Here is a 15,974-nt window from a genome sequence, read left to right as displayed (position 1 = left end):
AATAAAATAGGAGAGTGTATGTCACTTTCCTATTTTATTTTTGTCAACTTTTCTTCTTTTTTGAGAAAAACATGACAAAGTAGCGGTTGATTTTGTAAAATGATGTCGAGGACATTATATACTGTTCAAAAAAAATACATAGTTTTGGAAAAAAAATGAACAAACTTTATTATTCTTGTGAAGCATAATATGGAAAGTGAAACGTTTAAAAAATATTTTGTTAAATGAGAATAAGTGCAACATTATATTGTAGAAGGGTAGGTGTGAACCGTTGCGCTAAAATGCGTAGCGGGTAGAAATGGAAAATGAATCAAGAATATTAATTGTAGACGATGAGGATCGTATTCGTCGCTTATTGAAAATGTATTTAGAAAGAGAGCAATACACAATTGAAGAAGCAGATAATGGTGATACAGCTTTAGAAATGGCCTTACAAAATGATTATGATTTAATCTTATTAGATCTTATGATGCCTGGTAAAGATGGTATCGAAGTGTGCAAAGGGGTTCGTGAGAAGAAAGCGACACCAATTATTATGCTGACAGCAAAAGGTGAAGAAGTAAATCGGGTACAAGGGTTTGAGGTAGGAACTGATGATTATATCGTGAAACCATTTAGCCCTCGTGAAGTAGTGCTTCGTGTGAAAGCGGTATTACGCCGTGCTGTACCAACAACATTCTTTACACAGGATACAACGACGAAAGATGTTACTGTGTTCCCACATTTAACAATTGATAACGACGCACATCGTGTTACAGCAGATGGTAATGAAGTGAATTTAACACCGAAAGAGTATGAATTACTATTATTCTTAGCGAAAGCTCCTGATAAAGTGTTTGACCGTGAGCAATTGTTAAAAGAAGTATGGCAATATGAATTCTTCGGAGATTTACGTACAGTTGATACGCATGTAAAGCGTTTACGTGAGAAGTTAAGTAAAAAATCACCAGATGCTGCGAAGATGATTGTTACCGTTTGGGGCGTTGGTTACAAGTTTGAGGTTGTGAACGACTGATGCTTTGGAGAAGTGTAGTAGGGAAGTTATGGATGACCATATTACTTCTCGTTTCGTTTGTTCTTGGATTTGTTGCGATTTTACTTTCGCAGTTTTTTAGAACGTATTATGTTGATATGAGTGAAGCTAGGCTTCAAAAAGTTGCAACTAGTGTTTCAGAGTTAATTGAAGAAGGTGCCGATGTAAAAACGATTGAGAATATCGCGTACAAATTCTCTGATCCACTTTCAAGAATCATTATTGTAGAAGATGGTAAGGAGATTTCCTCTTCTCCGAAACAAGAAGGGTTAGTTACTCTAACGATAGATGATTTAAAAGAAGATAAAGAATTAGCTGCTGTATTTAAAGACAAAAAAGAAATTAAAAATAACATTAGAAAAGCTTCTAATAGTAGGAAGAATAAAAATACTGAAAATGATATTATGATCGTCGGAAAACCGGTGCAATCAAAAAATCAAAGTGCAGTGTTCGTATATGAATCATTGCAAGTGCCGATACAAGGTATGGAGAGAACGACTGATTTTATTTTCTTATCGGCTGGGATTGCGATTATATTAACAACCTTCTTTGCGTTCTTCTTATCTACTCGAATTACAGCACCGCTTCGTAAAATGCGTGAGGTTGCTTTTGAGGTGGCACGTGGGAAGTTTGATGCAAAGGCTCCTATGGTTTCTCAGGATGAAATTGGTGAGCTTGCAACGGCCTTAAATCAAATGGGGAAACAGTTGAAGTTTAATATGAATGCTTTGCAGCAAGAAAAAGAACAGTTAGCTAGTATTTTGAGTAGTATGGCAGATGGGGTTATTACGTTAAATCAAGAAGGGGAAGTCGTAGTTATTAATCCACCGGCCGAACATTTCTTACGAGTTTGGCAAGAAGAAAAAGAGATAGAGCTAAGTAAAAAACTACCTTCTGAACTTGTTGAACTATTCCATCTCGTTGTAGAAAGTGAGCAACAACAAGTTGTTGAAATTAATTTGCAAAAAGGTAACTACGTAGTTCTTATGACGCCGCTTTACAATCAAACGAAAATTCGTGGGGCTGTAGCAGTGTTGCGTGATATGACGGAAGAACGTCGTCTTGAGAAGATGCGTCAAGACTTTATCGCGAATGTATCACATGAACTTCGTACACCGATGGTCATGCTTCAAGGGTATAGTGAAGCGATTTTAGATGATATTGTGCAAACGAAAGAGGAAATTAATGAGTTTGTTCAAATCATTTATGATGAATCCGTTCGTTTAGGTAAGCTTGTAAATGAATTATTAGATTTAGCTCGTATGGAAAGTGGTCACGTAGAGTTACATATTGGTGAAGTAGATATTCATCCATTTGTCGAAAAAATTGGCCGTAAATTCCAAGGGATTGCAAAGGATAAAGAAGTTCAATTAACAGTTGATTTCCAAAGCCCAATTGAACAATATCCGTTTGATGCAGATCGTATGGAGCAGGTATTGACGAATTTAATTGATAATGCAATCCGTCATACAAATGCGGGTGGACATGTTACACTTGTAATTAATACGGAAAATAGTGGGCTTACTTTTGAAGTGCAGGATTCAGGTGCGGGTATTCCAGAAGAAGATATTTCATTCTTGTTCGATCGGTTCTATAAAGCTGACAAAGCGAGAACGCGTGGGAAAAAGGTTGGAACTGGACTCGGACTTGCGATTGCTAAAAATATTGTTCAAGGTCATGATGGAAAGATTTCTGTATCCAGTGTCGTTGGAGAAGGAACTACATTCTCTGTATATTTACCAAATCGTATAATTTAGATATGTATGTTTTTTAAAAGTGATAATGAATAAAAGCTCTACTGTTTTTTATTTTTTTGTAAGTTCAATTAAATAAAGAATGGTAGAGTTTTTTTCTTTAATAATCAGTATGAAAAAGAGAGGTGTCATAATGAAATGAAACTTTATACAAAAACAGGAGATAAAGGGGAAACGAGTGTAATAGGTGGCCGAGTGGATAAAGATCATATACGTGTAGAAGCTTATGGCACAATTGATGAGGCGAATTCTCATATCGGATACGCGCTGTCAAAATTGCAAGAGGAATGTTTTCGTGACATTTATAACGAGCTTGAAAATATTCAACATGAACTATTTGATTGTGGAGGAGATTTAGCAATAGTAGAGAAGAAAATCCCCTATAAAGTAACGATAGAGATGGTCGAGTATTTAGAGAGAAGAATCGATTCTTATACAGAAGAAGCGCCGCCATTAGAACGTTTTATTTTACCAGGTGGTAGCGAGGCATCAGCTACAATGCACATTGCACGTACAGTTATAAGAAGAGCAGAACGTTGTATAGTGTCGTTGCAAAAAGAAGGAGAAACCAATGAAATTGTTCTAAAGTATGTAAATAGGTTATCTGATTATTTGTTTGCGGTAGCTAGAGTAATAAATGCGCGTTTACAAGTGAAAGATGTGGAATATAACCGCAGTGCACTTGTTTTTCGCAATAAAAAAGAGAAGGAAGTGGAGTAATTCACTTCTTTTTTTGTATACTTTTTTCTGTAATATCCCACAATAGAGAAGGTATGACGGTTATTAGAAAACGGAGGATGTATATGAAAGCGTTAAAATGTGGCGTGGTGATATTGAGTATATTATTTTTATCTCAATTACATGTTTATGCTGAAGAGAATCAGTGGATATGGCCTGTTGATGGGCAGGTAAGTGATTATTTTGGGACAAGACATGGGAAACACTATGGTATTGATATAGCTGCGGCCATTGGAACGCCTGTTGCAGCTATTCAAAATGGTAAGGTGACAAAGTCTTATTTTTCAAGTAGTTATGGAAATGTTGTGTTTATTAAACATGGAGAATATGAGGCTGTTTATGCGCATTTAAATAAGAGATATGTAGTTCAAGGGGATAATATTTCAAAAGGAGAGCGAATTGGAGAGGTAGGGAATACAGGAGAATCGCGAGGAGCGCATTTACATTTAGAAGTGCATCAAGGAAGATGGACGATGGAGAAAAGGAATGCGATGAATCCATTGCTTGTTTTAAATGAACAAAAAACCAAGTCGTTTCATCATCATTATATGTTGTACAAAAAGGTGACACTTTAGTTAGTATTGCTCGAAGATTTAGTATGACAGTTGAGGAAATCAAAGTGAGAAATGGATTACGACAAGAGCGAATCTATCCGAACCAACAACTATACGTTAAGTAAAGGAAACTTCCCAAAGTATAACTTTTGAATAGATTTTTAAGAATACGATAGTAAATGAATTTATATCGACGTTTCGACAAGAAATGTTGACTTAGCAATAACGTACGAAGATAAGAGTAACCTATTCCTAACGAAAAACCGTCCCAAAAAATCTTTTGGGACGGTTTCTTTTACCAAAAAATAAAGACACATATAAATCCAGAAATAGCTAAGTAGCTATATAAGTAAAAGACTTTTGTTCTTGTTTTTTCTTTTGTCCGGAATAGTACGATAGTTGGTTCGATTAGACCAATTGTAAGACAAAGTAAACCAAGAAGCATAAAGCCAATTGAAAGAGAATACAGGGCGATTTGTGGTGCTTGAAATGGAATCATCCATTTTAATAAAAATGCAATAAGTGCAGTGTAACAAATGCTACCGATGTATTTATTCAATGGTGTATTAGAACGGAAACCAGGAAGTTTCTTGGAAAAAGGACGGGAAACAACTTCAATTTGTAAAGATGTATGATCTTCAATTATTTTTTGAGCTTCTTTTCCTTTTTGGAAAAGGGATAAAATCCAGTTTCGCTCACCTTGAAAAATAAATTGAGAAGTTGTTAAATAGTGATCAACTTTTACCTTATTCCAACTCTTCCATGGATGACGCTCACACAATTTTAATTTACTTTCTGTTTTTTTATCATACTGATAAATACTTATGCCATCTTGGTCAAAAGTAGCGTAGTATGTCTCTCTTGAGAATGTGCCTAGATCAATTGGACAGTAGAAAAGTAATTCTTTTTTTAAATAAAAGTATTCTTTTCTTAAGTTCTTTTTCATTGCTTCTCGAATAGAGTGTCTTTTATCTTTCTTCATGACATTTCCTCCATAACTCAGAAAATGTTCTTATCTTAACAATTCAACATCTTATCACTTTTAACGATATATGACTAGGGGATTCATAAGAGAAATACCGAATTATAAAAAATATGGGTTGTATTGTAAAATATATTGATTGTATCTTTGGTTATATAAAATTAATAACTTATTTTTAATAAGTTACACTTTTTTTGTTCACAATACGATTATGTTGTTGTATAATGAAGTGGAAAATAGAATATCGGTCTATCTTCGGGGCAGGGTGAAAATCCCGACCGGCGGTGATGAACAGTTAATAATTTCGTTCTAAGCCCGCGAGCCGTTAAGGCAGGATTTGGTGTGATTCCAAAGCCGACAGTATAGTCTGGATGGGAGAAGATGGAGGTTCAAGCGTTCAAAAAAGATAAGTATTTGAACGTCTGTTTGATGTGCCTTAAAATTCTCCCTTTGTGTAAATCGCAAAGGGTTTTTTCGTTCTATGAAAAAATAGGCATAGCAGAACCTTTCCACTTTCCATGAGAAGATCGATGGAAAAGGAGAGAGAAAGATGAAACAAAAAAACAGTGTAGTGCAGATGGTGAGTGTAGCGATGCTAAGTAGTATTGCGTATTTACTAATGATGTTGGATTTTCCATTCCCAGGGCTTCCGCCATTTTTAAAAATTGATTTTAGTGATGTGCCAGCTTTAATTGCGGCGATTATTTTTGGGCCGATTGCAGGAGTAATTGTAGAAGCGATAAAAAATATTTTACATTACGGGATTCAAGGAAGTTTAACGGGAGTGCCAGTTGGAGAAATTGCAAACTTTATTGCAGGATGTTTATTTATTGGACCAGCAGCTTTCTTATTTAGGAAGTATCGTACTGTAAAGAGTTTAACGACAGGATTAATGCTAGGGACAATTACAATGGCGTTAATCATGAGTGTATTAAACTACATCATCATATTCCCAGCTTACACTTGGTTTTTAAATTCACCAGCTATGTCTAGTGATGCTATAAAAACAACGGTTGTAACGGCAATCTTACCATTTAATTTGATTAAAGGAATTGTAGTGACAATTGTATTTGTAGCGTTATTCTCACGCCTGAAAGTATGGGTGTTTGCAAAAATGAATAATGCATAAAATATAAAGTGAAACTTTAATCAGTGGGGGTTTGTTCATCCCCCGCTGATTATTAGCCTTCACCTACCCCGCATTTACGGGCAGCCCGACCCTCACCTAACTTCTTTGCTTGCGTTGAATTTTGAGGTAGGGGTCTTACTGCCCGTTGATGCGGGGTAAAATAAAACCATTAGTAGTATGGACTACTAATGGTTTTTTATTAAGTAGAATGAAAATAGAAAACAAAAAATACCCCTCATCCATATGAGGGGTATTTTTTGAAGTTAATAAAAGACTATTCGAATTTTAAAGAGTCGCCATCAAATGATTCGTCAGCAACTTTAATCGAGTCAGTTGGACAGCCTTCGAATGCATCCATCATATCTTCAATTAATACATCTGGAATTTCAACGATACCTTGGTTATCGTCTAATGTTACAAATGCAATACCTTCATCATCATAGTCATAAATGTCTGGTGCAGCAGCGCCGCAAGCACCACATGCAATACAAGTATCTTTATCAACGATTGTATATTTTGCCATCTTTTTTCCCTCCTGATAATATGTATGTGAAAAGTTCGTCAAAAAATTATAACCTTATTGTAAAACGGTTTTTAAAACTTTTCAACATAAAATTATAATGATAATGCTTATCAATTAGGGTGTCAACTTGTTTTTGAATTATTTCATAAGATTTTCAAAATACTTAAATGTTATTTCGTTTGATACAATAGAATATATACAAGCATGTAGTGTGAATATGATAAGTTAAATGCGATCGTATTGAAAAAGGAATGAAGTTAGACTGAAAGGTGGAAGCGGTAATGCAGCTACAATATACTTTATTATATTGTTTAAAACAATTGAATGGTGAAAGAACCGTTTCTTCGATTTATTATTTGTTAAAAGGAAAGAGATCGTCGCAAACATTACAAGATGGGAATATGTTTCAAATTTCTTTTTTGTTTGGGATTTATAAATCATTAAATAGAGCTGATTATGATCAAGAAGTTGCAAAGTTGTTACAGACGGATTTAGTTCAATCTATACATGATAATACATACGTGTTAACGACTGCTGGTAATATGCAATTAAACAAATGGGAAGATGAATTTGCCTTTCCGACGTATTTACATGGTTTACACTATGGTGAAATAGGTGAAACGTTTTGGAAGAGATTAGCATTAATCGTTCAAACCATTTCGAATATACAACAGGCAAATGCGAAATTTATTCCAATTCAACAGGATACAGAAATAATGATGTGGGTGAAACGTTTTCTCACGGGAATACCATATACGAGAAATGAATTGGCTAAAACATTGTGGAAGGAGATGCATACTCTTTTACAAAAAAATAATTCAGTAGAAGCGACAATCGTAACATATCGATTAACTGGCTATGAACGTATTGGGTGTACTTTACAACAATTAGCGGAAATTACGAAACAAGATGTATTTCGAGTGTACTTTTTATTTTGGGGTACAATTCATTTCCTTATTCAAGAAGTTCGCAATAAAGAAAATGAATTTCCATTATTAGCTGAAATTATTTCTTATCCAAATGAGAAGGCTGATTTATTTAGCTTATCAACGAAAAAAACATATAATTTTTGGAGGCAAGGACGCTCTTTAGAAGAAATAGCGACAATTCGGAATTTAAAGGTTGCCACGATAGAAGATCATTTTGTGGAGATTGCTTTACGAGAAAAAGGATTTTCTATTGAGATGTTTATGGGAAAAGAAAAAATAGAAAAAGTATCAAAAGTAATTGAAGCATTACAAACACGTAAATTGCGTGTGTTGAAGCAAGCGGTTGGAGAGGGAATCTCTTATTTTGAAGTCCGTCTTGTATTGGCACGGATGGAGGGTATTAATGAAGCTTGAGGAATATTTATATAAGTGGTTTGGATATTCTGAATTTCGTCCGGGGCAAAAAGGAGTTATTACGGACTTATTGGAAGGGAAGGATGTTGTAGCGATGCTTCCGACTGGAAGGGGAAAGTCAATGTGTTATCAACTTCCGGGGCTTCTGCAAGAGGGTACGGTGCTTGTTGTATCACCATTATTATCTTTAATGGAAGACCAAGTTACGCAATTAAAGTATGTCGTGAAAAATCGAGTTATTGCATTTAATAGTTTTCGGACGTTAAGTGAAAAAAGAGAAGCAATGAAAAAGCTATCTTTTTATAAATTTGTTTTCGTATCACCAGAGATGTTGCAGTCGGAACTTCTAATAAGAGAATTGAAAAAAATACATATTTCATTATTTGTCGTAGATGAAGCGCATTGTATTTCACAATGGGGGTATGATTTTCGGCCAGATTATAAAAAATTAGATAAAGTAATTGAGAGTATCGGATCTCCAAATGTACTAGCATTAACAGCAACTGCTACAAAGGATGTACTGCGAGATATAGCCGAAAGTTTAAATCTAAAAAATGTCGCTGAGCATGTGTATTCAATTGATCGTCCAAATATTGCGATGGAAGTGCAATTTGTGGAAACGATAGAAGAAAAAAAGAGGCGCTTTTTGAGCATATAATGTATTTGCAAGGACCTGGTATTGTTTATTGTTCAAGTAGGGCCTGGACAGAGCGTTTAACCGAGTATTTAAGAGGAAAAGGAATTACAGGTGTAGCTTTTTATCATGGTGGTATGGAACATGAAGAGCGTATGTTAATTCAACAACAGTTTATGAATGACCAGTTGCAAATTGTAATATGTACAAGTGCTTTTGGGATGGGGGTCAATAAGGCGAATACAAGATATATTATTCATTTTCAATATCCGACAAATGTAGCTTCTTATTTACAAGAAATTGGAAGGGCGGGGAGAGATGGTGAACCGAGTATAGCCATTTTGTTATGTAGTCCATTGGATCATGATTTGCCAATTTCAATCATTGAAGATGAATTGCCAAGTAAATCACAAATACAATTTTTATTTTCGTTACTACAAGAAAGAATGTTTCAAACGAAAGTATTACCAATAGAAGATGTAGAAGAAATTTGTTATAATGCAGCAAGATTTAATGAACAATATTGGCGTTTTATCCGTTATCATCTCGAACATCTTGGAATCATACAACAGCGAAATCTTCTGCTAGAGAGCTTGTCAGATGAAATAATGCACAGATTAATAGCGGAAGTGGAAGTGAGACTGCGTAATAAATATAGTGAGCTAGAAAATATGAAGTCATGGATACAAGTTCAAGGATGTAGGCGTGAATATTTATTACAACAGTTCGGTTATAGAAAGGAAAAAGAGATAGAAAACTGTTGTGATTACTGTGGTATTACAAAAACAGATTATAAAAAAAGACGAGCGCAACAGTCAGTTTTCGACTATAATTGGGAAACAGAGTTACAAAAGCTTTTCGGCCTAGGGAAGATGGAGGAATGATGAACATTCAAAGGCAAAATGTTGAAGATATGAGTCCGAGGGAAATAAGACTGAATCTATACATAACACAACTAATCATTATTGGTATTGGTTGTTTACTAGCATACATATTATTTCAAGATAAAAGAGAAGTTTATAGTTTGTGGAAATGGGAACCGATTTCTATACTTGTACTAGGTGGCTTATTAGCGATTTGTATTGTGTTATTAGATTATGTTGCAATGCGAGTGTTTCCAGAATCTTGGTTTGATGATGGTGGCATTAACGATAGAATGTTTCAAGGAATCTCTGTCATACATTTACTCGTTATCACGTTTATTATTGGCTTTGCGGAAGAGTTTTTATTTAGAGGTGTAGTGCAGACTCATTTTGGAATTGTAATAGCGAGTTTAATTTTTGCTGTGTTACATATTCGGTATATAACGAAGCCTTTTTTGTTTTGTTTCGTCTGCTTTATTAGCTTTGTTTTTGGTTATGTATTCGAGTGGACAGGAAATTTGTTTATAACAATCTTTGCACACTTTCTTGTTGATTTTATAATGGGACTCCAATTAAGAAAATAAATGGAAGGTGGTGGTGAACAACATGAGAAAACGAATTCCTGATTTTGAAGAGGAGTTAGAAGTTGAGCGAGTGGAAGAAGATGAAGGTTTACCGCCGCGTAGTGAAATTCATAGAAATAAAGAGAAAAAACCAAAATTTAAAATGAATCATATTTTCGTCCGAGTTTTAACATTTTTATTCATATTGTTACCTATTAGTATTCTATGGTATACAGATAAATATACACAGGTGAAAAGTGATAGTAATAATGCTGGGAAAAGTGCGTTTGAAGTAATTTTCTTTGATTCAGCTAAGACGGAATCTCAAAAGCAGTCTGAGAAAGTAGCAACTCATATTGTGAAAGATGGGGAAAGTTTAAAAAGTATAGCGAAGCAATATTTCTCAGATGAAAATGGGATGGAAGTAATTAAAAAGTATAATGATTTACAAGAAGACGAAGTGAGAGTAGGACAAGAATTAAAAATTCCTATAAAAGATAAGTCTGCGAAGTAAGAGAGCTAGTTAAATGAGTGATAAATAATAGCTGCATATAAAATGAAGGACTATACTTTACGAGGAGGGAGAGTAAAAAATATATGACATGGATTATATTATTATGTACTCTCATATGCATTGGTTTTGTATGTCTTCTTGGAATGTATAAAGAAGCGATGCGTAATACTGTGCTGGAACATACATTAGTATTCAAAGAATTTCCGGAAAGTTTTCAAAAAGTTAATGTTTTTTTTATTTCGGATATTCATAGAAGGGTCATTTCTAGCTCGCTAATTGAACGAGTAAAAGGGAAAGTGGATATCGTAATTATTGGCGGTGATTTAGCTGAAAAAGGAGTACCTTTATCGCAAATATCTTTAAATATTCAAAAATTAAGAGAAGTAGCCCCTGTATATTTTGTATGGGGAAATAATGATTATGAAATTGAAAATCACGAATTAGATGCTTTATTGTTAGAAAATAATGTGAAGGTATTAGATAATACAAGAGTTGTATTTGAGTCTGAGTTAGGAGAGAAAATTTGCTTGCTCGGTATCGATGATGTTGGATTAGAACGAGATCGTTTAGATTTAGCATTGGCTGATTGTAAAGAAGAAGGTTTTCGCATTTTAATTAGTCACAACCCTGATATAATAAAGAAAATGTCTGGTAAAGAACAAATTTCGCTCGTGTTAAGTGGACATACACATGGAGGACAAATTCGGTTGTTTCCATCTGAAAAATATTTAAAGGGTGGTATATATAAGCATTTTAATATGACACTCTTTGTTAGTAATGGGTATGGAACAACATTGCTTCCTCTGCGTTTTCGGGCACCTTCTCAAACGCATATCATTACGTTGTGTGGAGGGAAATAATGCCAACTTCAAATGGAAACTATAATATAAAAGCTGTTTCGAATATACTTGGAATTCAACCGAGTACACTTCGCGCATGGGAAAGACGCTATCATATTATTGCCCCAAAGAGAAATCAGGCGGGGCATCGTTTGTATACAGAAGAGCATATTTATATTTTGAAATGGTTAATGAACAAAGTTTCTGAGGGGATGATGATTGGACAAGCCGTTCAGTTATTAGAAGGGAATCGGTTGCAGAACAACATTCAAATAGAAAAAATTACTGATAAAGAAGTTGTTTTAGTGGACGATATACTACAAGCTTTGTTAGAATTTGATGAAATTACAACTTCTGCATTATTAAACGAGGTTTTTAGTATATATTCAACGGAAAAGGTTGTTATAAGTATCATTCTTCAAGTGGCAAACAAGTTGTTAATTTTAAAAAATAATAATGAGATTACAATGTCACAATTCAAATATGTTGTATCATTCTTACAAACACGTCTAGGAATGATTTATCATAATGCATCAGTGTATTCTTCCGTTAACAAAGTTTTCGTTTTAGAAAATAATATATTAAAAGGATTTATTTTCGCGACGTATTTACGAATAAAAGGATATCAAGCAATGTATATGGGGACAAGTTTAGATGAAGAAGGTATTTTACTAGCTATTGAACAATTGCAACCTAAGTATTTGTTTATATCTTTTGATGATGAACGAGAACTTGAAGAGGCAGTAAGATTTATTGATTTGTTGCAAGCAAAAAATAAAAATCTCTTTGTTGGTTTTATAGGAAGAAAAAGTATTGGGGATCAATTAAATCTTCAAAATATCCTTATTGGTAACACGAAAGAAGAATGGGATGGATGGTTAAGAATGTCAGAATAGTCGTTCGGAAAGAACCATCTATTTTCTATTTCATATAATAAAAATTAGATGCAATGGTTACGTAGGGAGGGTATGAGATGAGACTGGAACGTTTAAATTACAATAAGATCAAAATTTTCCTAACATTTGATGATTTGTCAGAACGAGGATTAACGAAAGAAGATTTGTGGAGGAATGCACCGAAAGTACAGCAACTATTCCGTGATATGATGCAAGAAGCAAATAAAGAATTAGGGTTTGAAGCGGATGGTCCGATTGCTGTGGAAGTATTTTCTCTACAAGCTCAAGGTATGGTTGTAATTGTAACAAAAGAAAATCAAGAAGTGGACACAGAAGATGAGTTCCGTGACGAGTTTATTGAAATGCAAGTGACTCTTGATGAAAGTGAACATATACTTTACGAGTTTGCTACATTAGATGATGTAATCAATTTGTCAAATCGCTTATATAACCTTGGTGTAACTGATGGGAAGTTGTATACATGGGATAATCGTTTTTATCTTTGGATAGAAGAAGAAGAGCAATTTCAATTATTGAAGGCGGATTTTATAGCTATTTTAGCGGAATACGGTAATCCGTCAACAGCAACAATTTATCGCATAATGGAATATGGTAAAGAATTAATGGATTCTCAAGCAATTGAACAAATATACAATTACTTTGTGAAAAAGCAAAACCTCAGCTAATGTAACGTAGCTTGAGGTTTTATTTTTATTCAGCTGAAAATCTAAAATCTATAAAGCGAAGTTTAGGCAACAAGACTAGCCGACCTGTAGTTGAAAATTCGATCAGTATTTCTTGATGAAATACTGATTTTATTGAATGTGTTTTGGTGAAAATAAAAAATATTTAAATATTTAAGTATTTTACTTTTCTAAAAGCAATAAAAGGACTATAATAATAGTGAAAACGCTTGCAACACGAAATAGTTTGTATATATTTGTTAGCGTTTTCTATTGCATTCCAAATTTAACGGTGTATACTAGGCAATGAAGGTTTACTAAACAAGTGAAATTACAGGGGGTTTACTTACTATGGTAGCCGAAAAGGGAACTCAAACGAAAACACAACAACAAGGGGAACAACATTTTGAATTGTTAAATTCAACACAAATTGTAATTAATGAAGCATTAGAAAAATTGGGTTATCCAAACGAAGTATATGAATTATTGAAAGAACCAATTCGTATGATGACAGTGAAAATTCCAGTTCGTATGGATGACGGGACTGTTAAAATATTTACAGGATATCGTGCACAACATAATGATGCTGTTGGTCCAACGAAAGGTGGAATTCGCTTCCATCCAAACGTAACAGAAAATGAAGTGAAAGCACTTTCTATTTGGATGAGTTTAAAATGTGGTATTGTTGATTTACCATATGGTGGAGGTAAAGGTGGAATCATTTGTGACCCACGTGAGATGTCTTTCCGTGAATTAGAAAGATTAAGCCGCGGTTATGTACGAGCAATTAGCCAAATTGTTGGTCCGACAAAAGATATTCCGGCTCCAGATGTATTTACAAACTCACAAATTATGGCATGGATGATGGATGAGTATAGCCGTATCGATGAATTTAATTCACCAGGATTTATTACAGGTAAACCACTTGTATTAGGTGGATCACACGGACGTGAAACAGCGACTGCAAAAGGTGTAACAATTTGTATTCGTGAAGCTGCGAAAAAACGTGACATTGATATTAAAGGTGCGCGCGTTGTTGTTCAAGGATTCGGTAACGCAGGTAGCTTCTTAGCTAAATTTATGCATGATGCAGGCGCGAAAGTAATTGCAATTTCAGATGCTTATGGCGCATTACATGATCCAAATGGATTAGATATTGACTACTTACTAGATCGTCGCGATAGCTTCGGTACTGTAACAAAACTATTTAATAATACAATTTCAAACAAAGAACTGTTAGAACTTGATTGCGACATTTTAGTTCCAGCTGCAATTGAGAACCAAATTACAGAAGAAAATGCTGATAAGATTAAAGCGAAAATTGTGGTTGAAGCTGCAAATGGCCCAACTACATTAGAAGCAACAAAAATCTTAACAGATCGTGGTATTTTACTTGTTCCAGACGTATTAGCAAGTGCTGGTGGCGTTACGGTATCTTACTTTGAGTGGGTACAAAATAACCAAGGTTACTACTGGACTGAGGAAGAAGTAGAACAACGTTTAGAAAAAGTAATGGTAAAATCATTCGATTCTATTTATGAAACATCACAAGTTCGTAAAGTGAACATGCGCTTAGCTGCATACATGATTGGTGTTCGTAAAATGGCTGAGGCTAGTCGCTTCAGAGGTTGGGTATAATATATTATGTTTTGAGAAAACGTGATTTCCTTTCGAGGGAATCACGTTTTTTGTTGAAGTAATACATGAGGTGTTGCACATGGGGAATGAAATGTTGGAACGAGTAGTACAATTAGAAGAAAAGGTTAAGGTGTTAGAGAATGAACTTGCACTCGCTAAGAGAGTTCGAAAAACAAGTATCGTTCGGGTGTTCGGAGAAGGGTTACTGTTTTTAATATTTGGTGCAGTTGTAGTCGGATCAATTATAGCTTTTGTAATCTCAATTCTTACTTCGTTTGTTGAAAAATAAATAAAACAAAAAAGAACGCTTGTTCTGCACGAACAAATGTGCTATACTTTCCTTAGATAAGCAAAACGGAAATGATTTTAAGGAGAGATAAATGATGAAAATGACAGTAGACCAAAGATTTATGATGCCAGCAGATGTTGTAGAACGAGTGGAAGTATTACGAAACAAACAAAGTAAGCGTGGCACATTATTACAATCGGTAAATAAATTTTTCGGTTTAGATACGAAAGAAGATTGTGTTTGGTTTTACGGTTTTTATGGAGTGGCTGTAAGTATTGTATTATTTATGGTATTCACATCAAATATTTTCGATTTTATCTTCGCATAAGAAATATGCTATAAGGACATTGCTACCGAATACATATAAGGAAGTAAGGTAATCTTCTAAAGCGGGAGTTGGTAGTAATGGCGATGTTTCCTATAGAGCGTAACTATATTGGATATGGAAGTTCACGACCGGGAATTCCTCTTTCTAAAGTAAGGTTTATTGTAAGTCATGATACGGGGAATCCTGGTAGCAATGCGATAGGGAATCGAGATTACTTTAATGAAATACAACCGAAAGCTTCGGCGCATACATTTATAGATGACAAAACAATATTGGAAATTGTCCCTATAAATGAGGTTGCATATCATGTTCGATATGGTGTGCCGACGGATAATGATCTATATGGTTATGATGCGAATAAGGCTGCCATTGGTGTGGAACTTTGTTATGGCGGTGATGTTAACTTTTGGGAAGCATATACTCGTTTTACATGGTATCATGCTTATTTATGTCAAAACTTTGGCTTGAATCCGAAAAAAGATATCGTATCACATAAAACACTTGATCCAGCTAGAAAGATTGATCCTGAAAATGTATTAGGGAAACAAGGTATTAAATTTCAGCAGTTTTTAGCAGATGTCTATCGGATGTACGTTTCGTTTAGATGACAAACATAAGAAAAATGAATACAATAAAGATAGGTGCCTACTGCTGTAAGTAGGTTTTTTCTT

16 protein-coding genes, 2 pseudogenes and 1 riboswitch are annotated in these 15,974 nt (G+C 34.5%); of the genes and pseudogenes, 16 read left to right on the top strand and 2 right to left on the bottom strand.

The genetic code is table 11. The annotated features are described in order from the left end of the window. Nucleotides 1-298 precede the first annotated feature (298 nt). The 4 genes and pseudogenes from resD to CDB3_RS16865 all read left to right on the top strand — a co-directional run bounded on the left by resD (nt 299) and on the right by CDB3_RS16865 (nt 4,204). Nucleotides 299-1,015, top strand: a complete 717-nt coding sequence (gene resD / locus CDB3_RS16880; RefSeq protein WP_000426861.1) for a DNA-binding response regulator ResD — start codon at nt 299-301, stop codon at nt 1,013-1,015. After that, complete coding sequence (gene resE / locus CDB3_RS16875) at nt 1,015-2,790, top strand: sensor histidine kinase ResE (protein ID WP_128855307.1); 1,776 nt, start codon at nt 1,015-1,017, stop codon at nt 2,788-2,790. The genes resD and resE overlap by 1 nt, the downstream gene beginning before the upstream one ends. A 135-nt stretch (nt 2,791-2,925) precedes the next feature. After that, nucleotides 2,926-3,507, top strand: coding sequence for a cob(I)yrinic acid a,c-diamide adenosyltransferase (locus CDB3_RS16870; RefSeq protein WP_128855306.1), 582 nt, complete (start codon nt 2,926-2,928; stop codon nt 3,505-3,507). 83 nt (nt 3,508-3,590) lie between these two features. Next, nucleotides 3,591-4,204: pseudogene (locus CDB3_RS16865) on the top strand (peptidoglycan DD-metalloendopeptidase family protein). A 170-nt stretch (nt 4,205-4,374) separates the two neighbouring features. Here CDB3_RS16865 and CDB3_RS16860 read toward each other — a convergent pair. Continuing rightward, nucleotides 4,375-5,061, bottom strand: coding sequence for a hypothetical protein (locus CDB3_RS16860; RefSeq protein ID WP_128855305.1), 687 nt, complete (start codon nt 5,059-5,061; stop codon nt 4,375-4,377). Between the two features lie 247 nt (nt 5,062-5,308). Next, a riboswitch (FMN riboswitch) is annotated at nt 5,309-5,448 on the top strand. Nucleotides 5,449-5,611: 163 nt separating this feature from the next. On the opposite strand from CDB3_RS16860, the gene CDB3_RS16855 reads away from it, so the two are divergent. Then, a complete protein-coding gene (locus CDB3_RS16855) occupies nt 5,612-6,190 on the top strand; it encodes an ECF transporter S component (RefSeq protein WP_000810848.1) in 579 nt (192 codons plus the stop codon). 274 nt (nt 6,191-6,464) lie between these two features. Here the strand turns inward: CDB3_RS16855 and CDB3_RS16850 are convergent, their stop codons facing one another. Further along, nucleotides 6,465-6,713 carry a ferredoxin gene (locus CDB3_RS16850; RefSeq protein WP_001151994.1) on the bottom strand — a complete coding sequence of 83 codons (249 nt, stop codon included), beginning with the start codon at nt 6,711-6,713 and terminating at the stop codon, nt 6,465-6,467. A 281-nt stretch (nt 6,714-6,994) separates the two neighbouring features. Between CDB3_RS16850 and CDB3_RS16840 the strand changes: the two genes are divergently transcribed. The 11 genes and pseudogenes from CDB3_RS16840 to CDB3_RS16790 all read left to right on the top strand — a co-directional run bounded on the left by CDB3_RS16840 (nt 6,995) and on the right by CDB3_RS16790 (nt 15,911). Beyond that, entirely contained in the window at nt 6,995-8,056 is a 1,062-nt protein-coding gene (locus CDB3_RS16840; RefSeq protein ID WP_128855304.1) for a YpbB family protein, read from the top strand. Continuing rightward, nucleotides 8,046-9,574, top strand: a pseudogene (locus CDB3_RS16835) (RecQ family ATP-dependent DNA helicase). Before CDB3_RS16840 ends, CDB3_RS16835 begins: the two are co-directional and overlap by 11 nt. Next, complete coding sequence (locus CDB3_RS16830) at nt 9,574-10,137, top strand: CPBP family intramembrane glutamic endopeptidase (protein ID WP_128855337.1); 564 nt, start codon at nt 9,574-9,576, stop codon at nt 10,135-10,137. The pseudogene CDB3_RS16835 and the gene CDB3_RS16830 overlap by 1 nt, the downstream one beginning before the upstream one ends. 22 nt (nt 10,138-10,159) lie before the next feature. Next, nucleotides 10,160-10,630, top strand: coding sequence for a LysM peptidoglycan-binding domain-containing protein (locus CDB3_RS16825; RefSeq protein ID WP_128855303.1), 471 nt, complete (start codon nt 10,160-10,162; stop codon nt 10,628-10,630). Nucleotides 10,631-10,713: 83 nt separating this feature from the next. Continuing rightward, nucleotides 10,714-11,490 carry a metallophosphoesterase gene (locus CDB3_RS16820; RefSeq protein ID WP_097831736.1) on the top strand — a complete coding sequence of 259 codons (777 nt, stop codon included), beginning with the start codon at nt 10,714-10,716 and terminating at the stop codon, nt 11,488-11,490. Beyond that, complete coding sequence (locus CDB3_RS16815; protein ID WP_097831735.1) at nt 11,490-12,365, top strand: MerR family transcriptional regulator; 876 nt, start codon at nt 11,490-11,492, stop codon at nt 12,363-12,365. Before CDB3_RS16820 ends, CDB3_RS16815 begins: the two co-directional genes overlap by 1 nt. A gap of 77 nt (nt 12,366-12,442) precedes the next feature. Continuing rightward, nucleotides 12,443-13,051 (top strand): genetic competence negative regulator, encoded by a 609-nt coding sequence (locus CDB3_RS16810; protein WP_001235405.1) that lies wholly within the window; start codon nt 12,443-12,445, stop codon nt 13,049-13,051. A 348-nt stretch (nt 13,052-13,399) separates the two neighbouring features. After that, complete coding sequence (gene gudB, locus CDB3_RS16805; protein ID WP_128855302.1) at nt 13,400-14,686, top strand: NAD-specific glutamate dehydrogenase; 1,287 nt, start codon at nt 13,400-13,402, stop codon at nt 14,684-14,686. Nucleotides 14,687-14,765: 79 nt separating this feature from the next. Further along, nucleotides 14,766-14,975 carry a hypothetical protein gene (locus CDB3_RS16800; RefSeq protein WP_128855301.1) on the top strand — a complete coding sequence of 70 codons (210 nt, stop codon included), beginning with the start codon at nt 14,766-14,768 and terminating at the stop codon, nt 14,973-14,975. A 91-nt stretch (nt 14,976-15,066) separates the two neighbouring features. Beyond that, nucleotides 15,067-15,303, top strand: a complete 237-nt coding sequence (locus tag CDB3_RS16795; protein ID WP_098776761.1) for a DUF3961 domain-containing protein — start codon at nt 15,067-15,069, stop codon at nt 15,301-15,303. A 77-nt stretch (nt 15,304-15,380) separates the two neighbouring features. Continuing rightward, the gene (locus CDB3_RS16790) at nt 15,381-15,911 is read left to right on the top strand and encodes a peptidoglycan recognition protein family protein (protein WP_001240648.1); all 531 of its coding nucleotides are present in this window, start codon (nt 15,381-15,383) and stop codon (nt 15,909-15,911) included. Nucleotides 15,912-15,974: the final 63 nt, after the last annotated feature.

It is taken from the genome of Bacillus sp. CDB3, from assembly GCF_002081505.1.
In the GTDB taxonomy this organism is placed as follows: domain Bacteria; phylum Bacillota; class Bacilli; order Bacillales; family Bacillaceae_G; genus Bacillus_A; species Bacillus_A cereus_AT.
This window is presented reverse-complemented; position numbering and strand designations above follow the sequence as displayed.

Bases quoted from the DNA above. Each gene is read 5' to 3' on its own strand.
- CDB3_RS16815 (WP_097831735.1), top strand. From the start codon at position 11,490: ATGCCAACTTCAAATGGAAACTATAATATAAAAGCTGTTTCGAATATA.
- CDB3_RS16800 (WP_128855301.1), top strand. From the start codon at position 14,766: ATGGGGAATGAAATGTTGGAACGAGTAGTACAATTAGAAGAAAAGGTT.
- CDB3_RS16825 (WP_128855303.1), top strand. From the start codon at position 10,160: ATGAGAAAACGAATTCCTGATTTTGAAGAGGAGTTAGAAGTTGAGCGA.
- CDB3_RS16850 (WP_001151994.1), bottom strand. From the start codon at position 6,713: ATGGCAAAATATACAATCGTTGATAAAGATACTTGTATTGCATGTGGT.
- CDB3_RS16830 (WP_128855337.1), top strand. From the start codon at position 9,574: ATGAACATTCAAAGGCAAAATGTTGAAGATATGAGTCCGAGGGAAATA.
- CDB3_RS16840 (WP_128855304.1), top strand. From the start codon at position 6,995: ATGCAGCTACAATATACTTTATTATATTGTTTAAAACAATTGAATGGT.
- gudB (WP_128855302.1), top strand. From the start codon at position 13,400: ATGGTAGCCGAAAAGGGAACTCAAACGAAAACACAACAACAAGGGGAA.
- CDB3_RS16790 (WP_001240648.1), top strand. From the start codon at position 15,381: ATGGCGATGTTTCCTATAGAGCGTAACTATATTGGATATGGAAGTTCA.
- CDB3_RS16810 (WP_001235405.1), top strand. From the start codon at position 12,443: ATGAGACTGGAACGTTTAAATTACAATAAGATCAAAATTTTCCTAACA.
- CDB3_RS16795 (WP_098776761.1), top strand. From the start codon at position 15,067: ATGATGAAAATGACAGTAGACCAAAGATTTATGATGCCAGCAGATGTT.
- CDB3_RS16860 (WP_128855305.1), bottom strand. From the start codon at position 5,061: ATGAAGAAAGATAAAAGACACTCTATTCGAGAAGCAATGAAAAAGAAC.
- CDB3_RS16870 (WP_128855306.1), top strand. From the start codon at position 2,926: ATGAAACTTTATACAAAAACAGGAGATAAAGGGGAAACGAGTGTAATA.
- CDB3_RS16820 (WP_097831736.1), top strand. From the start codon at position 10,714: ATGACATGGATTATATTATTATGTACTCTCATATGCATTGGTTTTGTA.
- CDB3_RS16855 (WP_000810848.1), top strand. From the start codon at position 5,612: ATGAAACAAAAAAACAGTGTAGTGCAGATGGTGAGTGTAGCGATGCTA.
- resE (WP_128855307.1), top strand. From the start codon at position 1,015: ATGCTTTGGAGAAGTGTAGTAGGGAAGTTATGGATGACCATATTACTT.
- resD (WP_000426861.1), top strand. From the start codon at position 299: ATGGAAAATGAATCAAGAATATTAATTGTAGACGATGAGGATCGTATT.